General features: G+C 49.7%; 18 protein-coding genes and 1 pseudogene. 10 read left to right on the top strand and 9 right to left on the bottom strand.

The features are described 5' to 3' along the window. Positions 1–17: 17 nt before the first annotated feature. Positions 18–431, bottom strand: coding sequence for a histone-like nucleoid-structuring protein H-NS (hns, locus tag FDX09_RS21605; protein WP_137347844.1), 414 nt, complete (start codon positions 429–431; stop codon positions 18–20). Between the two features lie 630 nt (positions 432–1,061). Between hns and tdk the strand changes: the two genes are divergently transcribed. Beyond that, complete coding sequence (tdk, locus tag FDX09_RS21610) at positions 1,062–1,679, top strand: thymidine kinase (protein ID WP_038641106.1); 618 nt, start codon at positions 1,062–1,064, stop codon at positions 1,677–1,679. A 238-nt stretch (positions 1,680–1,917) separates the two neighbouring features. Here the strand turns inward: tdk and adhE are convergent, their stop codons facing one another. Further along, positions 1,918–4,596 (bottom strand): bifunctional acetaldehyde-CoA/alcohol dehydrogenase, encoded by a 2,679-nt coding sequence (gene adhE, locus FDX09_RS21615; RefSeq protein WP_038641104.1) that lies wholly within the window; start codon positions 4,594–4,596, stop codon positions 1,918–1,920. 487 nt (positions 4,597–5,083) lie between these two features. On the opposite strand from adhE, the gene ychE reads away from it, so the two are divergent. From ychE to FDX09_RS21655, 7 genes are all read left to right on the top strand, one after another. Beyond that, positions 5,084–5,731 (top strand): NAAT family transporter YchE, encoded by a 648-nt coding sequence (gene ychE, locus FDX09_RS21620; protein WP_038643209.1) that lies wholly within the window; start codon positions 5,084–5,086, stop codon positions 5,729–5,731. 773 nt (positions 5,732–6,504) lie between these two features. Continuing rightward, a complete protein-coding gene (oppA, locus tag FDX09_RS21630; protein ID WP_069324647.1) occupies positions 6,505–8,136 on the top strand; it encodes an oligopeptide ABC transporter substrate-binding protein OppA in 1,632 nt (543 codons plus the stop codon). Positions 8,137–8,370: 234 nt separating this feature from the next. Further along, a complete protein-coding gene (gene oppB, locus FDX09_RS21635; protein ID WP_003020708.1) occupies positions 8,371–9,291 on the top strand; it encodes an oligopeptide ABC transporter permease OppB in 921 nt (306 codons plus the stop codon). A gap of 14 nt (positions 9,292–9,305) precedes the next feature. Further along, complete coding sequence (gene oppC, locus FDX09_RS21640; RefSeq protein ID WP_008784950.1) at positions 9,306–10,214, top strand: oligopeptide ABC transporter permease OppC; 909 nt, start codon at positions 9,306–9,308, stop codon at positions 10,212–10,214. Between the two features lie 11 nt (positions 10,215–10,225). After that, complete coding sequence (gene oppD, locus FDX09_RS21645) at positions 10,226–11,239, top strand: murein tripeptide/oligopeptide ABC transporter ATP-binding protein OppD (protein WP_038641097.1); 1,014 nt, start codon at positions 10,226–10,228, stop codon at positions 11,237–11,239. Further along, positions 11,236–12,240 carry a murein tripeptide/oligopeptide ABC transporter ATP-binding protein OppF gene (gene oppF / locus FDX09_RS21650; RefSeq protein WP_006684288.1) on the top strand — a complete coding sequence of 335 codons (1,005 nt, stop codon included), beginning with the start codon at positions 11,236–11,238 and terminating at the stop codon, positions 12,238–12,240. Before oppD ends, oppF begins: the two co-directional genes overlap by 4 nt. Before the next feature lie 46 nt (positions 12,241–12,286). Then, the gene (locus FDX09_RS21655) at positions 12,287–13,123 is read left to right on the top strand and encodes an ion transporter (RefSeq protein WP_137347846.1); all 837 of its coding nucleotides are present in this window, start codon (positions 12,287–12,289) and stop codon (positions 13,121–13,123) included. A gap of 33 nt (positions 13,124–13,156) precedes the next feature. Here FDX09_RS21655 and FDX09_RS21660 read toward each other — a convergent pair whose 3' ends face one another. Both FDX09_RS21660 and cls read right to left on the bottom strand, forming a co-directional pair. Next, the gene (locus tag FDX09_RS21660; RefSeq protein ID WP_003020691.1) at positions 13,157–13,486 is read right to left on the bottom strand and encodes an HI1450 family dsDNA-mimic protein; all 330 of its coding nucleotides are present in this window, start codon (positions 13,484–13,486) and stop codon (positions 13,157–13,159) included. A gap of 34 nt (positions 13,487–13,520) precedes the next feature. Then, the gene (gene cls / locus FDX09_RS21665) at positions 13,521–14,981 is read right to left on the bottom strand and encodes a cardiolipin synthase (protein ID WP_038641094.1); all 1,461 of its coding nucleotides are present in this window, start codon (positions 14,979–14,981) and stop codon (positions 13,521–13,523) included. Positions 14,982–15,123: 142 nt separating this feature from the next. Here cls and FDX09_RS21670 point away from each other — a divergent pair, with 142 nt between their 5' ends. After that, entirely contained in the window at positions 15,124–15,297 is a 174-nt protein-coding gene (locus FDX09_RS21670; RefSeq protein WP_087856120.1) for a YciY family protein, read from the top strand. A 50-nt stretch (positions 15,298–15,347) separates the two neighbouring features. On the opposite strand, the gene FDX09_RS21675 is transcribed toward FDX09_RS21670, so the two are convergent. Continuing rightward, positions 15,348–15,644 carry a YciI family protein gene (locus tag FDX09_RS21675; RefSeq protein WP_006684292.1) on the bottom strand — a complete coding sequence of 99 codons (297 nt, stop codon included), beginning with the start codon at positions 15,642–15,644 and terminating at the stop codon, positions 15,348–15,350. Between the two features lie 224 nt (positions 15,645–15,868). Between FDX09_RS21675 and tonB the strand changes: the two genes are divergently transcribed. Then, positions 15,869–16,585 carry a TonB system transport protein TonB gene (gene tonB, locus FDX09_RS21680; RefSeq protein WP_137347886.1) on the top strand — a complete coding sequence of 239 codons (717 nt, stop codon included), beginning with the start codon at positions 15,869–15,871 and terminating at the stop codon, positions 16,583–16,585. Between the two features lie 87 nt (positions 16,586–16,672). Here the strand turns inward: tonB and yciA are convergent, their stop codons facing one another. The 4 genes and pseudogenes from yciA to FDX09_RS24000 form a co-directional block, all read right to left on the bottom strand. Next, positions 16,673–17,074 carry an acyl-CoA thioester hydrolase YciA gene (gene yciA, locus FDX09_RS21685; RefSeq protein ID WP_038640996.1) on the bottom strand — a complete coding sequence of 134 codons (402 nt, stop codon included), beginning with the start codon at positions 17,072–17,074 and terminating at the stop codon, positions 16,673–16,675. A 164-nt stretch (positions 17,075–17,238) separates the two neighbouring features. Then, a complete protein-coding gene (locus FDX09_RS21690) occupies positions 17,239–17,778 on the bottom strand; it encodes a septation protein A (RefSeq protein WP_069324644.1) in 540 nt (179 codons plus the stop codon). Between the two features lie 53 nt (positions 17,779–17,831). Further along, positions 17,832–18,575, bottom strand: coding sequence for a YciC family protein (locus tag FDX09_RS21695; protein WP_038640992.1), 744 nt, complete (start codon positions 18,573–18,575; stop codon positions 17,832–17,834). Positions 18,576–18,603: 28 nt separating this feature from the next. After that, a pseudogene (locus FDX09_RS24000) lies at positions 18,604–18,690 on the bottom strand (YkgJ family cysteine cluster protein); the annotation flags it as partial. Positions 18,691–18,697 lie beyond the last annotated feature (7 nt).

An 18,697-nucleotide genomic window follows, 5' to 3' on the forward strand; every position in this document is an offset into this window, starting at 1 on the left:
AGCAAACCATTTCTGAATTATTCCTTGATCAGGAAATCGTCCAGTTGTTTACCTTGTTCTTCCATCGCTTTTTTGATCTCAGCCGGTGTACGACCCTGGCCAGTCCAGGTTTTAGTTTCACCGTTTTCGTCAACATAGCTATATTTAGCCGGACGCGCAGCGCGTTTAGCTTTGGTGCCAGATTTAACAGCAGCCATGCTATTCAGCAGCTCGTTCGGATCAATACCGTCAGCAATCAGCATTTCACGATATTGTTGCAGTTTACGAGTACGTTCTTCAACTTCAGCAGCGGCAGCGCTTTCTTCTTCACGACGCTCGCTAACTACAACTTCTAATTTTTCCAGCATTTCTTCAAGCGTTTCCAGAGTACATTCTCTTGCCTGCGCACGAAGAGTACGGATGTTGTTCAGAATTTTAAGTGCTTCGCTCATTGTAGTAATCTCAAACTTATATTGGGGGTGGTTTGTTGAGCTAATAATAGAGCGATAATTTCAGTTGTGCAATAGCCAGGAATGTAAGGAATTCAAAATTGCGCTTTATTTAGTATCAGAATTAATTCCTCTGTCTTAAATTCTCCGTGATGTTGGGCATAAAAAAGGCTTATTGGCGGGGGGGCTTCTCAACGGTTGAGAGTAAAAATTCAAGATTCAGGTCACATTTTATCGTGTTCAAATAGTATCACTTTGCAGTGATTTCAACCTTTTGTATTAGTTTTGCTTACGTGAATTCGCTATTACATGGCGGCGGTGGGGCGATTCAATAACAATAAGGGAACGGTTTCTTAATTGTCGACCCTTGATAAGCGAGGCCGATCAATTTCATGAGCACTATTTGTGAAAGAATGTGTATATACGGTTCAGCCCCAGCCTGTTTGGGTTAAGACGTCGCGCTATCATACTCCCAGCCATAAAGAGCACCTGCATTCTCTGGTTATTAAGGCGGCGCTGAGCGAGTCGGTACGCTTCTTTATACGTCTTTCGGGACAACGCTGCACCGACATGTTCGTGAAATATGCTACAATCCCGCCCATATTTATTTCCCCAGATGAGGGCCTACGGTCAATGGCACAGCTATATTTTTACTATTCTGCAATGAATGCCGGTAAGTCGACTGCATTGCTGCAATCTTCGTACAATTATCAGGAACGTGGAATGCGCGCTGTAGTATATACAGCGGAAATTGATGACCGTTTTGGCACTGGAAAAGTAAGTTCACGTATAGGTCTGTCGTCACCTGCAAAATTGTTTAACCAAAATTCATCATTGTTCGAAGAGATTCGCGCCGACAATGCGCAGCAAAGAATTCACTGTGTACTGGTTGATGAGTCTCAGTTTCTGACGCGACAACAGGTTTATGAATTATCTGAAGTTGTCGATCGGCTGGATATTCCCGTGTTGTGTTACGGTTTACGCACCGATTTTCGTGGTGAGCTATTCTGCGGCAGTGAATACCTGCTTGCGTGGTCAGATAAGCTGGTTGAATTAAAAACTATTTGCTTCTGTGGCCGTAAGGCCAGCATGGTGCTACGTCTTGATCAGGCCGGAAGACCTTTTAACGAAGGCGAGCAGGTGGTTATAGGCGGAAACGAGCGCTATGTGTCGGTATGCCGTAAGCATTATAAGCAAGCGCAGTCTGAAGGCTCTCTGACGGCAATACAAGAACGACACAGCCACGATTAACCCTATGCGCTTCTGGGCGCTTATAAACACAGGGTAGGCCACAACTATTCATGCGTGTCTCTACCCTGTCACACGCTCTTCTGACGCCATCCTGGCTTCCTCCCTGCAAGTAATCTCACCAGGCCATATCTCACAAGTGGTTGAGTCAGGTATTACCTGATTTTGGTCGTGTAAGGTACAAAAAAAACGGTCCCGAAAAGGGACCGTTTATAGTCAGACTAAAACTTTTCTGAAGGAATTAAGCGGATTTCTTCGCTTTTTTCTCAGCTTTCGGTGCAGCTACTGCTTCAGCCTTAGCGGTGGTTTCACCTTCGCTGTACTCACGGCCGTAGTAGGTATCCAGCAGAATCTGCTTCAGCTCAGCAATCAGCGGATAACGCGGGTTAGCACCAGTACACTGGTCGTCAAACGCATCTTCAGACAGTTTGTCAACGTGTGCCAGGAAGTCAGCTTCCTGCACGCCAGCTTCACGGATAGACTTAGGAATACCCAGTTCAGCTTTGATTTCGTCCAGCCAGCCCAGCAGTTTCTGGATTTTCGCGGCAGTACGGTCGCCCGGTGCGCTCAGACCCAGGTGGTCGGCGATTTCAGCATAGCGACGACGCGCCTGCGGACGGTCGTACTGGCTGAATGCTGTCTGTTTGGTCGGGTTGTCGTTCGCGTTGTAACGAATAACGTTGCTGATCAGCAGGGCGTTCGCCAAACCGTGAGGAATGTGGAACTGAGAACCCAGCTTGTGCGCCATGGAGTGACATACACCCAGGAAGGCGTTCGCAAACGCGATACCGGCGATGGTCGCTGCACTGTGTACACGCTCACGGGCTACCGGGTTCTTGGAACCTTCGTGGTAGGACGCTGGCAGGTTTTCTTTCAGCAGTTTCAGCGCCTGCAGAGCCTGACCGTCAGAGAACTCAGAAGCCAGTACGGAAACGTAAGCTTCCAGAGCGTGAGTAACGGCATCCAGACCACCGAACGCACACAGGGACTTCGGCATATCCATCACCAGGTTGGCATCGACAATCGCCATATCCGGGGTCAGGGCGTAGTCAGCCAGCGGATATTTCTGACCGGTTGCATCGTCGGTCACAACCGCAAACGGTGTTACTTCAGAACCGGTACCGGAAGTGGTGGTGACGGCGATCATTTTCGCTTTCACGCCCATTTTCGGGAACTTGTAGATACGTTTACGGATATCCATAAAGCGCAGCGCCAGTTCTTCGAAGTGGGTTTCCGGGTGTTCGTACATAACCCACATAATTTTCGCGGCGTCCATCGGGGAACCACCACCCAGCGCGATAATCACGTCTGGTTTGAAGGAGTTAGCCAGCTCAGCGCCTTTACGAACAACGGTCAGAGTCGGGTCAGCTTCAACTTCAAAGAACACTTCGGTTTCAACGCCAGCCGCTTTCAGAACAGAGGTGATCTGGTCAGCATAGCCATTGTTAAACAGGAAGCGGTCGGTCACGATCAGCGCACGTTTGTGACCATCAGTAATCACTTCATCCAGCGCGATTGGCAGAGAGCCACGACGGAAGTAGATAGATTTCGGAAGTTTGTGCCACAACATGTTTTCAGCTCGCTTAGCAACGGTTTTCTTGTTGATCAGGTGCTTAGGACCAACGTTTTCAGAGATGGAGTTACCACCCCAGGAACCACAACCCAGAGTCAGGGAAGGTGCGAGTTTGAAGTTGTACAGGTCACCGATACCACCCTGAGAAGCAGGGGTGTTGATCAGGATACGCGCGGTTTTCATCATCTGACCGAAGTAAGCAACGCGTTCTGGCTGGTTATCCTGGTCGGTGTACAGGCAAGAGGTATGACCGATACCGCCCATCGCAACCAGTTTTTCAGCTTTGTCCACTGCGTCTTCGAAGTCTTTCGCACGATACATAGCCAGCGTCGGAGACAGTTTTTCGTGAGCAAACGGTTCGCTTTCGTCAACAACCTTAACTTCACCAATCAGAATCTTAGTGGTTTCTGGTACGGAGAAGCCTGCCAGTTCAGCAATTTTGTAGGCTGGCTGACCAACGATAGCGGCGTTCAGCGCGCCATTTTTCAGGATCACGTCCTGAACAGCTTTCAGCTCTTTGCCCTGCAGCAGGTAGCCGCCGTGAGTGGCGAAACGCTCACGTACTGCGTCGTATACAGAGTCAACCACGACAACAGACTGTTCAGAAGCACAGATTACGCCGTTATCGAAGGTTTTAGACATCAGAACAGATGCAACAGCACGTTTGATATCAGCGGTTTCGTCGATAACAACAGGGGTGTTACCTGCGCCTACGCCGATTGCCGGTTTACCGGAGCTGTATGCCGCTTTAACCATGCCTGGACCACCGGTCGCAAGGATCAGGTTGATGTCCGGGTGGTGCATCAGCGCGTTAGACAGTTCTACGGAAGGTTGATCGATCCAGCCGATCAAGTCTTTCGGCGCGCCAGCAGCGATTGCCGCCTGCAGAACGATGTCAGCAGCTTTGTTAGTGGCATCTTTAGCACGCGGATGCGGAGAGAAGATGATGGCGTTACGGGTCTTCAGGCTGATCAGAGATTTGAAGATAGCAGTAGAAGTCGGGTTAGTGGTTGGAACGATACCGCAGATGATACCAATCGGTTCAGCAATAGTAATGGTACCGAAAGTGTCGTCTTCAGACAGCACTCCACAGGTTTTTTCATCTTTGTAAGCGTTGTAAATGTATTCAGAAGCAAAGTGGTTTTTAATCACTTTATCTTCGACAATGCCCATGCCAGATTCGGCAACGGCCATTTTCGCGAGAGGGATTCGAGCGTCTGCGGCAGCCAGAGCGGCGGCGCGGAAGATTTTGTCAACCTGTTCTTGAGTGAAACTGGCATATTCACGCTGGGCTTTTTTTACGCGCTCTACAAGTGCGTTAAGTTCAGCGACATTAGTAACAGCCATAATGCTCTCCTGATAATGTTAAACTTTTTTAGTAAATCATCTGCTCGATACGAGAGTATAGACAGACCGACGAAAATTTGTGTAACGGTTTGAAAATCAAACGGTTAATTAACGTCCACTTTACCTTGATTTACTAAAAGAGCTTATACGCAAGCGCCAGATAACTTTTACGCTTTACCTCCAGGGGACGTAAGCAAGGTTACTCACTTCTGAGTAGTAATTGCGTGATCTGGATCAAGATTTCGCAAAGCTGACACCTTTCAGCAGGCCCTTTTAGCGTTTCTCGGTAAGTGTTAAAAAATTGAGGTGATGAATGCTAATCACATTAGCATATTTAATACATATTAATAACACTAAGTATTAGTAGCGTATTTACGTAGATATACGCAGATAGAAGGTGAAGTATGCTGACAAAAGGCGTATCTTCAGCGCGGATTTTTCCAATTTTTATGACTCATTTTATCCGGCTAACGCTTCGGAGCTAACCGTGATCCAAACGCTATTTGATTTTCCTGTTTATTTTAAATTTTTTATTGGGTTATTTGCCCTGGTTAACCCGGTAGGGATCATCCCGGTCTTTATCAGTATGACCAGCTACCAAACTGCGGCTGCGCGAAACAAAACCAATCTCACGGCAAACCTGTCGGTCGCTATCATCCTGTGGACTTCGCTGTTCCTGGGCGACGGTATCCTGCAACTTTTCGGTATCTCTATAGATTCGTTCAGGATTGCCGGCGGTATTCTGGTTGTGACTATCGCGATGTCGATGATTAGTGGCAAACTTGGCGAAGATAAGCAGAACAAACAGGAAAAATCAGAAACCGCCATTCGTGAAAGCATTGGCGTGGTGCCATTGGCATTGCCCCTGATGGCGGGACCGGGGGCAATTAGCTCGACCATCGTTTGGGGGACGCGTTACCACAGTGCGATTAATCTGTTTGGCTTTTTTATCGCGATTGCGTTGTTTGCCTTGTGTTGTTGGGGGCTGTTTCGCATGGCGCCGTGGTTAGTGCGCTTGCTGGGGCAAACGGGAATCAACGTCATTACGCGTATTATGGGGCTGTTACTCATGGCCTTAGGGATTGAATTCATTGTTACTGGTATCAAATCCATTTTCCCCGGTTTGCTTGCCTGATATTCCTTCTTCACTATAAACGGAGCCGCTGTTGGTTCCGTTTCCTTTCATTATCAGTAAAACTTCTCACTAAAGTTGATAATCAGCATAACAGTAATGAAAAATGCTGATGGTTAACGATTTAGTTATTCATTGATTTTATGGATATAACACTCAGCGCTGCGTCAGAGGGAGCACGATATTGCTGTTATTTTATTAACATCATACTCTGGGGCTTGCTGTGGGATTATCGAAATGTTATTAGTTATTTCAGCGTTTTTTTTAGATGAATGTGCTAATTAATAATCAATTGTTAAATTTATGTGCATTTTGGCATGGTGTTGATACCGGACAGGGGAGTCAACTATGCCCATCAGGCAATTCATTGATTATTAATGTTTTATTGCCATGAATTTTCATTCGTAAGCCTTTTCCAGTGAGATTTATTTCTAATAAAAGAGAATTGGTTAACAAATTTGTAAAATGTATTGGCGGTGAAGAAACGCATTTGGTACTTTCCGGCCAGGTATTTTGCAGAAGAATTGACGTTGATGAGAATGATTTTCACTTGGTTTCTCTCAACAGGGTAATAGCGTGTTTCCGGCAGGGGAGACACGTAGATAATCGACGCAAGGCGGTCGTACGAATCGCCAGAATAAATAAAGTCGGTGATAGCAAGCAGTAAAACAATAAACCACCTGACGGCAGAAAATCTCCGGTGCCGTACAGGGATCCTGACAGGATTAACAGTCTGGTTAAAAAACCAGCCATAATAATGAGGGAGTACAAACACAATGACGAACATCACTAAAAAAAGTTTAGTAGCTGCGGGGATCCTCACTGCGCTAATCGCTGGAAATGTGGCCACGGCGGCAGTTGTGCCAGCGGGTGTGCAGCTTGCTGAAAAGCAGACTCTGGTGCGTAATAACGGTTCGGAAGTTCAGTCTCTCGACCCACATAAAATCGAAGGGGTGCCGGAATCCAACATTAACCGGGACCTGTTTGAAGGTTTATTAATCAGCGATGTCGATGGCAAACCATCGCCGGGCGTGGCTGAGAAATGGGACAATAAAGATTTTAAAGTCTGGACGTTCCATCTGCGTAAAGATGCTAAATGGTCTGACGGTACACCTGTTACCGCGCAAGATTTTGTGTACAGCTGGCAACGTTTGGCTAACCCAAATACTGCCTCACCGTACGCCAGTTATTTGCAGTACGGTCATATCGTCAATATTGATGACATTATCGCCGGTAAAAAGCCGGTCACCGATCTCGGTGTGAAAGCGATTGATGATCATACTTTTGAAGTCACCCTGAGCGAACCTGTTCCTTATTTCTACAAACTGCTCGTGCACTCTTCCGTTTCTCCGGTTCCTAAAGCCGCCGTTGAAAAATACGGCGATAAGTGGACTCAGCCCGCCAACATTGTCACTAACGGTGCGTATAAACTGAAGGACTGGGTGGTTAACGAGCGCATTGTGCTTGAGCGTAATACCAACTACTGGGACAACGCCAAAACCGTTATTAACCAGGTGACCTACCTGCCAATTTCTTCTGAAGTGACTGACGTTAACCGCTATCGCAGCGGTGAAATCGACATGACCTATAACAACATGCCGATCGAGTTATTCCAGAAACTGAAAAAAGAGATCCCGAACGAAGTTCACGTTGACCCGTATCTGTGCACCTATTATTACGAAATCAACAACCAGAAAGCACCGTTCAACGATGTTCGTGTTCGTACCGCTCTGAAGCTGGCGATGGATCGTGACATCATCGTCAACAAAGTGAAAAACCAGGGCGACCTGCCTGCCTATAGCTTTACCCCTCCTTACACCGATGGCGCGAAACTGGTCGAGCCAGAGTGGTTCAAATGGTCACAGGAAAAACGTAATGAAGAAGCGAAGAAACTGCTGGCTGAAGCCGGTTATACCGCTGAAAAACCGTTGACCTTTGACCTGCTGTATAACACCTCAGACCTGCACAAGAAACTGGCTATCGCCGCGGCATCTATCTGGAAGAAAAATCTGGGCGCTAACGTCAAGCTGGAAAACCAGGAGTGGAAAACATTCCTCGATACGCGTCATCAGGGCAACTATGATGTTTCACGTGCGGGCTGGTGCGCGGATTACAACGAACCAACTTCCTTCCTGAATATGGTGCTGTCCGACAGCTCCAACAACACGGTTCACTATAAGAGCCCTGCATTTGACAAGCTGATTGCAGATACACTGAAAGTGACAGATGAAGCGCAGCGCAGTGAGCTGTATTCGAAAGCGGAGCAGCAACTGGATAAAGATTCTGCGATTGTACCGGTTTATTACTATGTTAACGCCCGCCTGGTGAAACCATGGGTTGGCGGATACTCCGGTAAAGACCCGATGGATAATATCCATGTAAAAGACTTGTATATTATCAAGCATTAATGGCAAGACGTGGGGCAATCAATTTTGCCCCACAGTGTCTTTTTTCATCGCACTATTCACACCTCTTCGAATGAAAAGGGGGATACCCTAAATAATTCGAGCTGCAGGAAGGCGGCGACGCAACGAATCCCCGGGAGCTTACGAGTAGTAAGTGACCGGGGTGAGTGAGAAAGCCAACGCACCTGCGACTGGAAGTATGACGGGTATAAAGGCACACGCCGGAAGGTACGGGTTATGTTGAAATTTATATTACGTCGCTGTCTGGAAGCGATTCCGACGCTGTTTATTCTTATTACGATTTCATTCTTTATGATGCGCCTTGCGCCGGGAAGCCCATTCACCGGGGAACGCGCATTGCCGCCAGAAGTGCTGGCTAATATAGAAGCGAAATATCATCTCAACGATCCCATCTCCACACAGTATTTCAGCTACCTGAAACAACTGGCGCATGGCGATTTTGGGCCATCCTTTAAATATAAAGATTACACGGTTAACGACCTTGTCGCTTCAAGTTTTCCGGTGTCAGCGAAGCTTGGCGCAGCGGCCTTTATTCTGGCGGTGCTCGTCGGCGTTAGTGCTGGGGTGATCGCCGCGCTGAAGCAAAATACGCGCTGGGACTACACGGTAATGGGGGTCGCGATGACCGGGGTGGTTATCCCCAGTTTCGTCGTTGCTCCCTTATTGGTCATGATATTCGCCATAACGTTGAAATGGCTGCCCGGCGGTGGCTGGAACGGCGGGGCGTTGAAATTTATGATCCTGCCGATGGTGGCGTTATCGCTCGCCTATATCGCCAGTATCGCCCGTATTACCCGCGGCTCAATGATTGAAGTGCTGCACTCAAACTTTATTCGTACCGCGCGCGCCAAAGGGCTGCCGATGCGGCGGATTATTTTCCGCCATGCGTTAAAACCTGCGCTGCTACCCGTGCTGTCTTATATGGGACCGGCATTTGTCGGCATAATCACTGGTTCAATGGTCATTGAAACCATCTATGGTTTGCCGGGCATTGGGCAACTGTTCGTCAATGGCGCCTTAAATCGCGATTATTCGCTGGTCCTGAGTCTGACCATTCTGGTCGGTACGCTGACTATCGTGTTTAACGCGATTGTCGATGTGCTGTATGCCGTTATCGATCCGAAGATTCGTTACTGATACTGGAGCTCGCTATGATGTTAAGTAAGAAAAACAGCGAGGCGCTGGAGAATTTCAGTGAAAAGCTGGAGGTCGAAGGTCGCAGCCTGTGGCAGGACGCGCGTCGCCGATTTATGCATAACCGCGCGGCGGTGGCAAGCCTGGTGGTGCTGGTGATTATTGCGCTGTTTGTGACGCTGGCGCCGATGCTGTCGCAGTTTACCTACTTTGATACCGACTGGGGAATGATGTCCAGCGCGCCGGATATGGAGTCCGGGCACTACTTTGGCACCGACTCATCAGGTCGCGACCTGCTGGTGCGTGTGGCGATTGGCGGGCGCATCTCGCTGATGGTTGGCATTGCCGCCGCGTTGGTGGCGGTCGTGGTTGGCACGCTGTATGGTTCTTTGTCGGGTTATCTCGGCGGTAAAATCGACTCGGTAATGATGCGCCTGCTGGAAATCCTCAACTCCTTCCCGTTCATGTTCTTCGTGATCCTGCTGGTGACCTTCTTTGGACAAAACATCCTGCTGATTTTTGTCGCTATCGGAATGGTTTCCTGGCTGGATATGGCGCGTATCGTGCGTGGACAAACGCTGAGTCTGAAGCGCAAAGAGTTTATTGAGGCGGCGCAAGTCGGCGGGGTGTCTACCGTGCGCATCGTTATCCGTCATATTGTGCCAAACGTATTGGGGGTTGTGGTGGTCTACGCCTCGTTGCTGGTGCCCAGCATGATCCTGTTTGAGTCTTTCCTGAGTTTTCTGGGATTAGGGACGCAGGAGCCGTTAAGTAGCTGGGGCGCATTGCTGAGTGATGGCGCCAACTCAATGGAAGTATCGCCATGGCTGTTGCTGTTCCCGGCCGGTTTCCTGGTGGTTACTTTGTTCTGTTTTAACTTTATTGGCGATGGCCTGCGTGATGCCCTCGACCCGAAAGACCGTTAAGGAGCGCCGCCATGAGCGTAATTGAGACCGCAACCGCGCCGCTCGCGCAACAACAGGCTAACGCACTGCTGAACGTTAAGGATTTGCGCGTGACGTTTGCCACCCCCGATGGCGATGTTACTGCAGTAAACGATTTAAACTTTTCCCTGCGAGCCGGAGAAACGTTGGGTATTGTCGGTGAGTCCGGTTCGGGCAAATCGCAAACCGCGTTTGCCCTGATGGGGCTGCTGGCGGCGAATGGCCGTATCGGAGGTTCCGCTACGTTTAACGGGCGTGAAATATTGAATTTACCGGAGCACGAGCTGAACAAACTGCGCGCCGAGCAAATCTCAATGATTTTTCAGGATCCGATGACCTCTCTGAATCCGTACATGCGGGTCGGAGAGCAACTGATGGAAGTTCTCATGCTGCACAAAGGCATGAGTAAAGCAGAAGCGTTTGAAGAGTCAGTAAAAATGCTGGATGCGGTGAAAATGCCGGAAGCGCGCAAGCGCATGAAAATGTATCCGCATGAATTCTCTGGCGGAATGCGTCAGCGCGTAATGATCGCCATGGCGCTGCTGTGCAGACCAAAATTATTGATCGCCGATGAGCCGACTACCGCGCTCGATGTTACGGTACAGGCGCAAATTATGACGCTGCTGAATGAACTGAAAAGTGAATTTAACACCGCAATTATCATGATCACCCACGATCTGGGGGTTGTCGCCGGTATTTGTGACAAAGTGCTGGTGATGTACGCCGGACGAACCATGGAATATGGCAGTGCACGGGATGTCTTTTATAAGCCCGTTCATCCGTATTCAATTGGTTTGCTGAATGCCGTACCGCGTCTGGACGCCGAAGGGGAAGAGATGTTGACTATCCCGGGCAATCCGCCGAACCTGCTGCGTCTGCCAAAAGGCTGTCCGTTCCAGCCGCGCTGCCCGCATGCGATGGAAATCTGTAGCAGTGCCCCACCACTGGAGGAATTTAGTCCGGGCCGTCTGCGCGCCTGCTTTAAACCGGTGGAGGAACTGGTATGAATACGGTCACCGAACAACGAAAAGTACTCCTTGAAATTGCCGATCTCAAAGTCCATTTCGACATTAAGGATGGTAAGCAGTGGTTCTGGCAACCGTCGAAATCCCTGAAAGCGGTTGATGGCGTCACCCTGCGATTGTATGAAGGTGAAACCCTTGGCGTGGTGGGGGAATCCGGCTGCGGAAAATCGACCTTTGCCCGGGCGATTATCGGTCTGGTGAAAGCTACTGATGGAAAGGTCGCCTGGCTGGGGAAAGATTTGTTGGGTATGAAACCTGATGAATGGCGTGAGGTGCGCAGTGATATTCAGATGATTTTCCAGGATCCGCTGGCGTCATTAAATCCGCGTATGACCATTGGTGAAATTATTGCTGAGCCGCTGCGGACTTATCATCCGAAACTGCCGGGGCAGGAAGTCCGTGACCGCGTGAAGGCAATGATGATGAAGGTTGGGTTGCTGCCAAACCTGATTAACCGTTACCCGCATGAGTTTTCCGGCGGCCAATGTCAGCGTATCGGTATTGCCCGCGCGCTGATTCTCGAACCGAAACTGATTATCTGTGATGAACCGGTTTCTGCGCTGGACGTATCCATTCAGGCTCAGGTCGTCAACCTCCTGCAGCAGCTACAGCGTGAAATGGGGTTGTCATTAATTTTCATTGCCCACGACCTGGCGGTGGTTAAGCATATCTCCGATCGCGTACTGGTGATGTATCTCGGACACGCAGTGGAATTAGGCACCTATGACGAGGTGTACCATAATCCGCTGCACCCTTATACCAAAGCGCTAATGTCTGCTGTGCCCATCCCCGATCCGGATATGGAAAGGAACAAAGTTATCCAGTTGCTGGAAGGCGAGTTGCCGTCGCCGATTAATCCTCCTTCGGGCTGTGTGTTCCGTACGCGCTGCCCGATTGCCGGACCAGAGTGTGCAAAAACACGCCCGGTACTCGAAGGCAGTTTTCGACACGCCGTTTCCTGCCTGAAAGTAGACCCGCTATAATCGTGAGGGCTGACAAAGGTCAGCCCTTCTTTTTGGTGAGGTATTTGTGTCTGGCTTAGTTTCTTCTGTTCGCCGTACGCTTTATCGTACATTATTTGATTTAGACACACGCTCGGGGCGCCGTTTTGAAGGTATGTGCGCACTGTTCGCGCTGCTCAGCGTGATTGTTATCTTCGTTGAGTCCGGGGTCGGGACGCAATACCATTTGACCTTTGAGGAGTGGCGCGTATTTGTCTGGCTGGAAGTCTTTATCACTCTGGTCTTTACTCTCGAATATCTGTTGCGATTATGCTGCTGGGCTAATCCCGCTAAATATGTATTTAGCTTCTGGGGGATTATTGATCTTGCCACCATTCTGCCACTGTATGTGATGTGGTTATGGCCGGAAATCAGTCTGAGTTATGTTTTCGCCTGGCGGGCGATGCGTGTCCTGCGTGTACTGCGAATTCTCAAACTGCTGCGCTTTATGCCTTCTCTGCGTATATTCTGGAGCGCAATAAAAAGCGCGCGTCATCAGCTAATCTTGTTCTATTCATTTATTGCCATTCTGATGATTGTATTCGGCGCGCTAATGTATCTGATTGAAGGACCCAAATATGGTTTTAGTACGCTGAATGCATCAGTGTATTGGGCCATCGTCACGGTAACCACCGTCGGCTATGGCGATATCACTCCCCACACGCCGCTCGGGCGCATGGTAGCGTCAGTGCTGATTTTGATCGGTTATTCCGTGATTGCGATCCCGACAGGTTTAATAACGACGCATATGAGCAGTGCGTTCCAGCATCGGCAGAATCAGCGTAACTGTCCGCAGTGTCAGCAAAGTCAGCATGAGCACAGCGCGCAGTTTTGTAACCGGTGCGGAAGCAAATTGCCGGGCTAAAAGTAAAAAAGCTGCGAGAGCAGCTTTTTTTAATTATTCGCGCCAGAGAATGTGGCAGAGCTTGTGATCTTTTTCGCGACACAACAGAACGCGGGCAAAAATATCGTTAATCTCGCCGTCTTCTGTATCTGCCAGACCAATCACCACTTCGGCAAAGAAGTCAGGATTCAGGTCAAAATCGACGTGTTCCTGCCAGTCCTCTGCCGGGTCAAATAATTCTGCACCGCCGCGCTCTTCAAACTGCAAATTGAACAGAATGATATCTGCCGGATCGAGGTTGTCCGCAGCCAGTTCGAGAAAAATATCGTAAGCCTGCTCAAGCGTTTCGTCTTCGGTCAGGCGGTTGTTCAAATCCATATCCATAATGACTACCTGTTTACTGTCTGATTGGCACGTTTTACAGCAACGGGCTAAAGAAGTAAAACAGTCGCTCGGCAATCCGCTGCCAGAGTGGTCGTTTTACCCACAAACGAGCGTCAAGAAGGCGTGAACGAGAAATATAATCATCCTGCACTGCGGCGAGGTCGCCCCCGAATCCTGCGTCATCAATAACCAGCGTGATTTCAAAATTCAGCCACAAACTGCGCATATCCAGGTTAACGGTACCGACCAGGCTCAGTTCGCCATCAACCAGTACGCTCTTGGTGTGCAGCAAGCCGCCTTCGAACTGATATATTTTGACGCCCGCAGCCAGCAGTTCGGTGAAAAATGCCCGGCTTGCCCAGCCAACCAGCAGGGAATCATTCTTACGCGGAAGAATGATACTGACGTCGACCCCACGCTGTGCGGCCGTACAGATCGCATGCAGTAAATCATCGCTGGGGACGAAATAGGGCGTGGTCATAATTAAATATTCACGCGCCGAATAAGCAGCAGTTAATAGCGCCTGATGGATCAAATCTTCAGGGAAACCTGGTCCCGACGCGATAGTGTGAATGGTGTGACCGCTGGCCTGCTCAAACGGCATGATATTGACATCCGGCGGCGGGGGTAAAATGCGTTTCCCGGTTTCAATTTCCCAGTCGCAGGAATAGACGATGCCCATCGCGGTGGCAACAGGTCCTTCCATTCTCGCCATTAAATCGACCCATTGACCCACGCCCGCATCCTGCTTAAAGAAGCGCGGGTCGACCATGTTCATGCTGCCGGTATAAGCAATATAGTTGTCGATCATCACCATCTTACGGTGTTGGCGCAGGTCCATCCGGCGCAAAAACACACGCATCAGGTTAACCTTGAGGGCTTCGACGACTTCAATACCCGCGTTACGCATCATCGCCGCCCACGGGCTGCGGAAGAATGCCACGCTGCCCGCAGAGTCCAGCATCAGGCGGCAGTGAACGCCTCTTCTGGCGGCCGCCATTAACGACTCGGCAACCTGATCGGCCATACCTCCCGGTTGCCAGATGTAGAACACCATCTCGATATTATGACGCGCCAGTTGAATATCACGGATCAGCGCCTGCATCACGTCATCGGAACTGGTGAGCAGTTGCAGTTGATTCCCCTTAACGCCGGCGATTCCCTGACGACGCTCGCACAGCTTAAATAATGAAGAAGCAACGCTGCTGTTTTCCTGTGCGAAAATATGTTCACAGGCTTTGAGGTCGTTCAGCCATTTGGCCGTGGATGGCCACATTGCCCGGGCGCGTTCGGCGCGGCGTTTACCCAGGTGGAGTTCACCGAAGGACAGATAAGCTATGATCCCTACCAATGGCAGTATATAGATGATCAACAGCCATGCCATTGCGGAGGGCACTGCGCGTCGCTTCATTAGAATGCGTAATGTGACGCCAGCAATGAGTACCCAGTAACCCAGAATGACCAGCCAACTCACCACGGTGTAGAAGGTTGTCATAAATTTAAAAATCCTTTTGAAAGCGTATTGTTAAGAGTTTACGCATCAGGATAAATCTGGCAAATAAAAACACGGGAAAACCACTGGCCTGCATTCGGTGTGGCGTTATAATGGCCGCTCAGTGACTGGAAGAGTAGTTAACATGAAGCGTAGTAGAACGGAAGTGGGACGCTGGCGGATGCAGCGTCAGGCTAGCCGCCGTAAAGCACGTTGGCTTGAAGGACAATCGCGTCGTAATATGCGTATCCATAGCATCAGAAAGTGTATTCTGAATCATCAACGTAACTCGTTGCTGTTTGCAATCCACAGTATCTGATCTCAAAAGGGCACCGCTGGTGGTGCCCAATGTCTGCTTTCGTTCTGTTTTTAAAATACTTTCTTGTACGGTTTTACTGAAACCTGCGCGTAAACGCCTGCTGCGACATAGGGGTCGGCTTCTGCCCACGCCTGCGCTGCTTCTAAAGATTCAAATTCTGCAATCACCGTCGAGCCGGTAAACCCCGCGACACCCGGATCGTTACTGTCAACTGCTGGCATCGGTCCTGCCGTGAGCAGTCGTCCTTCGTCATGCAGGAGTTGCAGACGGGCCAGATGAGCAGGGCGCACGGAAAGGCGTTTGTCGAGAGAGTCTGCGATATCTTGAGCATAAATAACGTACAGCACGGGTAGAGCTCCTTAATCGGTAAAAGTCGTTAATTACGTTATTGGAAAGGCATGCCAACTGCAACGTAAAGATAACGGATTTGTTAAGACCACATTGTGATGAAGGTTTTTTTACATAAAATCGTGTTTTAAATGCGGCTTACTGCCCAGGTCTTATTGAATATGATTGCTATTTGCATTTAAAATCAGGGCCTGGTTTTTTAACTGAAACGATTATGACTTCAATGACCCTTGATTTACCTCGTCGCTTTCCCTGGCCAACGTTACTTTCCGTCGGCATCCATGGTGCTGTAGTGGCGGGTCTATTGTATACCTCGGTACATCAGGTTATTGAACTGCCTGCGCCAGCGCAGCCGATCTCCGTTACCATGGTCGCGCCTGCCGATCTCGAACCGCCTCAGGCCGTTCAGCCGCCGCCGGAACCCGTCGTTGAGCCAGAACCGGAACCAGAGCCAATCCCGGAGCCGCCAAAAGAGGCGCCGGTAGTGATTGAGAAACCGAAGCCCAAGCCTAAACCGAAGCCAAAACCGGTGAAAAAAGTGGTAGAGCAGCCCAAACGTGATGCTAAACCCGCAGAGCCGCGCCCGGCATCCCCATTTGAAAATACGGCGCCTGCGCGTCCAACGACCAGTACTGCGTCGGCAACCAGTAAAGCAGCGGTAAGTGCGCCAGCAGGTCCTCGCGCTTTAAGCCGTAATCAGCCGCAGTATCCTGCGCGAGCGCAAGCGCTACGCATAGAAGGTCGTGTTAAAGTTAAATTTGATGTGACGCCGGATGGCCGTGTTGAAAACGTGGAAATTCTGTCCGCGCAGCCGGCGAATATGTTTGAGCGTGAAGTGAAAAATGCGATGCGCAGATGGCGCTATGAGGCCGGGAAACCGGGTTCCGGACTGGTAGTGAATATCGTGTTCCGTCTGAACGGCGCAACGCAGATTGAATAAGGCGCAGGCCGGATTTGGCGGTTCGCCGCCATCCGGCAATAAGCAATGAACTGAGTGATTGCCGGAGGGCGATGCTATCGTGACTTATCAGCCCAGGGTAGGGATTGGGCGAGGCTTACCGTCTTTATCAACGGCAACATAGATAAACAGGGCTTCGGTGGCTTTATAGCGCTGGCCGATAGGTTCTGAAGCAACTTTCTTCACCCAGACTTCAATATTAATGCTGATCGAGGTCGTCCCGCGCTTCACGCAGCGCGCATAGCAACAAACCACATCGCCTACGGCAACCGGGCGTAAAAAGCTCATTCCTTCAACGCGCACCGTTACCACACGACCATGTGCGATCTCTTTGGCCTGAATAGCGCCACCTATATCCATTTGTGACATCAGCCAGCCGCCAAAAATATCACCGTTCGCATTGGTATCGGCAGGCATAGCCAGAGTGCGTAAAACCAGTTCACCCTGGGGAGTATTATTCGTTGTTGTCATTGTTGAACCGACTATAGAGAAAGATTACAGGCGCGATGCTACTAGAATTTGCGCGTTGAGAACAGAGGGATGCGGCGTGTGAAGTGGAAGTAAGCCGGGTTAGCGGTAATGAGGAACGTGAGGGGATAAAAATTCGCCAGATCGGCTGATCTGGCGGACATGTATTACGATTTATCTTCCTGCGGCAGATGGCGGTAAATATAGACGCCGCTCAGTAGCGTAAAGAATAAGGTCAGGGCTGTCAGGCCGAATACTTTAAAGTTGACCCAAATATTCTGCGGCAGCCAAAAAGCGATATAGATATTCGCCAGGCCACAGAGAATGAAAAAGACGGCCCAGGCTAAATTAAGCTTCGACCAGACCTGCTGTGGCAGGGTCAGCTCTTTGCCTAACATGCGCTGAATCAGTGGTTTTTTCATCACCCACTGGCTAACCAGCAGCGCACCGGCAAACAGTCCGTAAATCACCGTAACTTTCCACTTAATGAATTCATCGTTGTGGAAGAAGATAGTCAGGCCACCAAACACGGCAACCAGAACAAAGGTGATTAACGCCATCTTCTCGACCTTGCGGTAGCGAACCCAGCTGTAAATCAAAACCACAGCCGTCGCGACAATCAGTGCCGAGGTCGCCGCGTAGATGTCGTAAAGCTTATAAAAGGCAAAAAAGACAACCAGCGGTAAAAAATCAAGAAACTGCTTCATTCTTCATTCCGTCATCAAAAGCACCAGGCCTGCGCCCGGTATGCGTTCAGGGTTTATTGGCGAATCAGCATGTACAGGCGGAACAAATAGATCAGCAACACGGCGGAGATCATATTGCTCAGCGTATTCGCCAATACCGCACCTACGTTCGGCGTAAGTACCGCAAAACTTGGCGCAAAAAGCAACAGCAGCGTTTTAGCCAGCAGCCAACCGATCACTGCCGGCGCGACCAGTCGCATATTAGACCATGCCAGACGCATACTGTTGCGCATTGCGGCAAAGACACCCATTTTATCCTGTACCAACATCACCGGTGCGAGAGCTAACAGGATAGCCAGCAGAATACCGGGTACGACCACCAGCATAATACCGATTTGCACCAGCAGAGTAGTCAGAAAAATCAGAATAAACAGCTTGGGCAACACTGGCGCACTGGCGCCGATGGCGCGTAACGCGCTGACCCGATGACCTGCTGAAATCAGCTGAATCATCAGGATGATACCTCCCGCGAGGATGGCATTACCAATCAGGCCTGAAAATGTCGACGCCGCGGAAGCGCGTAGCAGAATTTGCTGTTGCTCCGGGGTCATATTTTGTACCAGATCGAACAGACCTACGCTACTGGTTAACTGATCCCCTTCACTGAGCTGCGCAATTTGTGCGTCACTGGGAGAAAAGGCATGCCCTAACACCACTGTGATAAACGCGCACAACAACGATACCAGCAAGATGGTAATGAATTGATTACGGAAAAAGTTTCCCGTGTCACGGTAAACGGATTTCGCCGTGATAGACATGCACTCTCCTTGAGTTTTGCAGGTGTTCATTTGCGGGCAATTGTACCCTGGATAACTCTACAGTGGCAGCATCGCGGGATGTATGGAAAGGCATATCTTTGTAAAACTCCGGTAATTTTTGG

Source organism: Citrobacter sp. wls717 (assembly GCF_005280955.1).
GTDB classification, from domain to species: Bacteria; Pseudomonadota; Gammaproteobacteria; order Enterobacterales; family Enterobacteriaceae; genus Citrobacter; species Citrobacter werkmanii.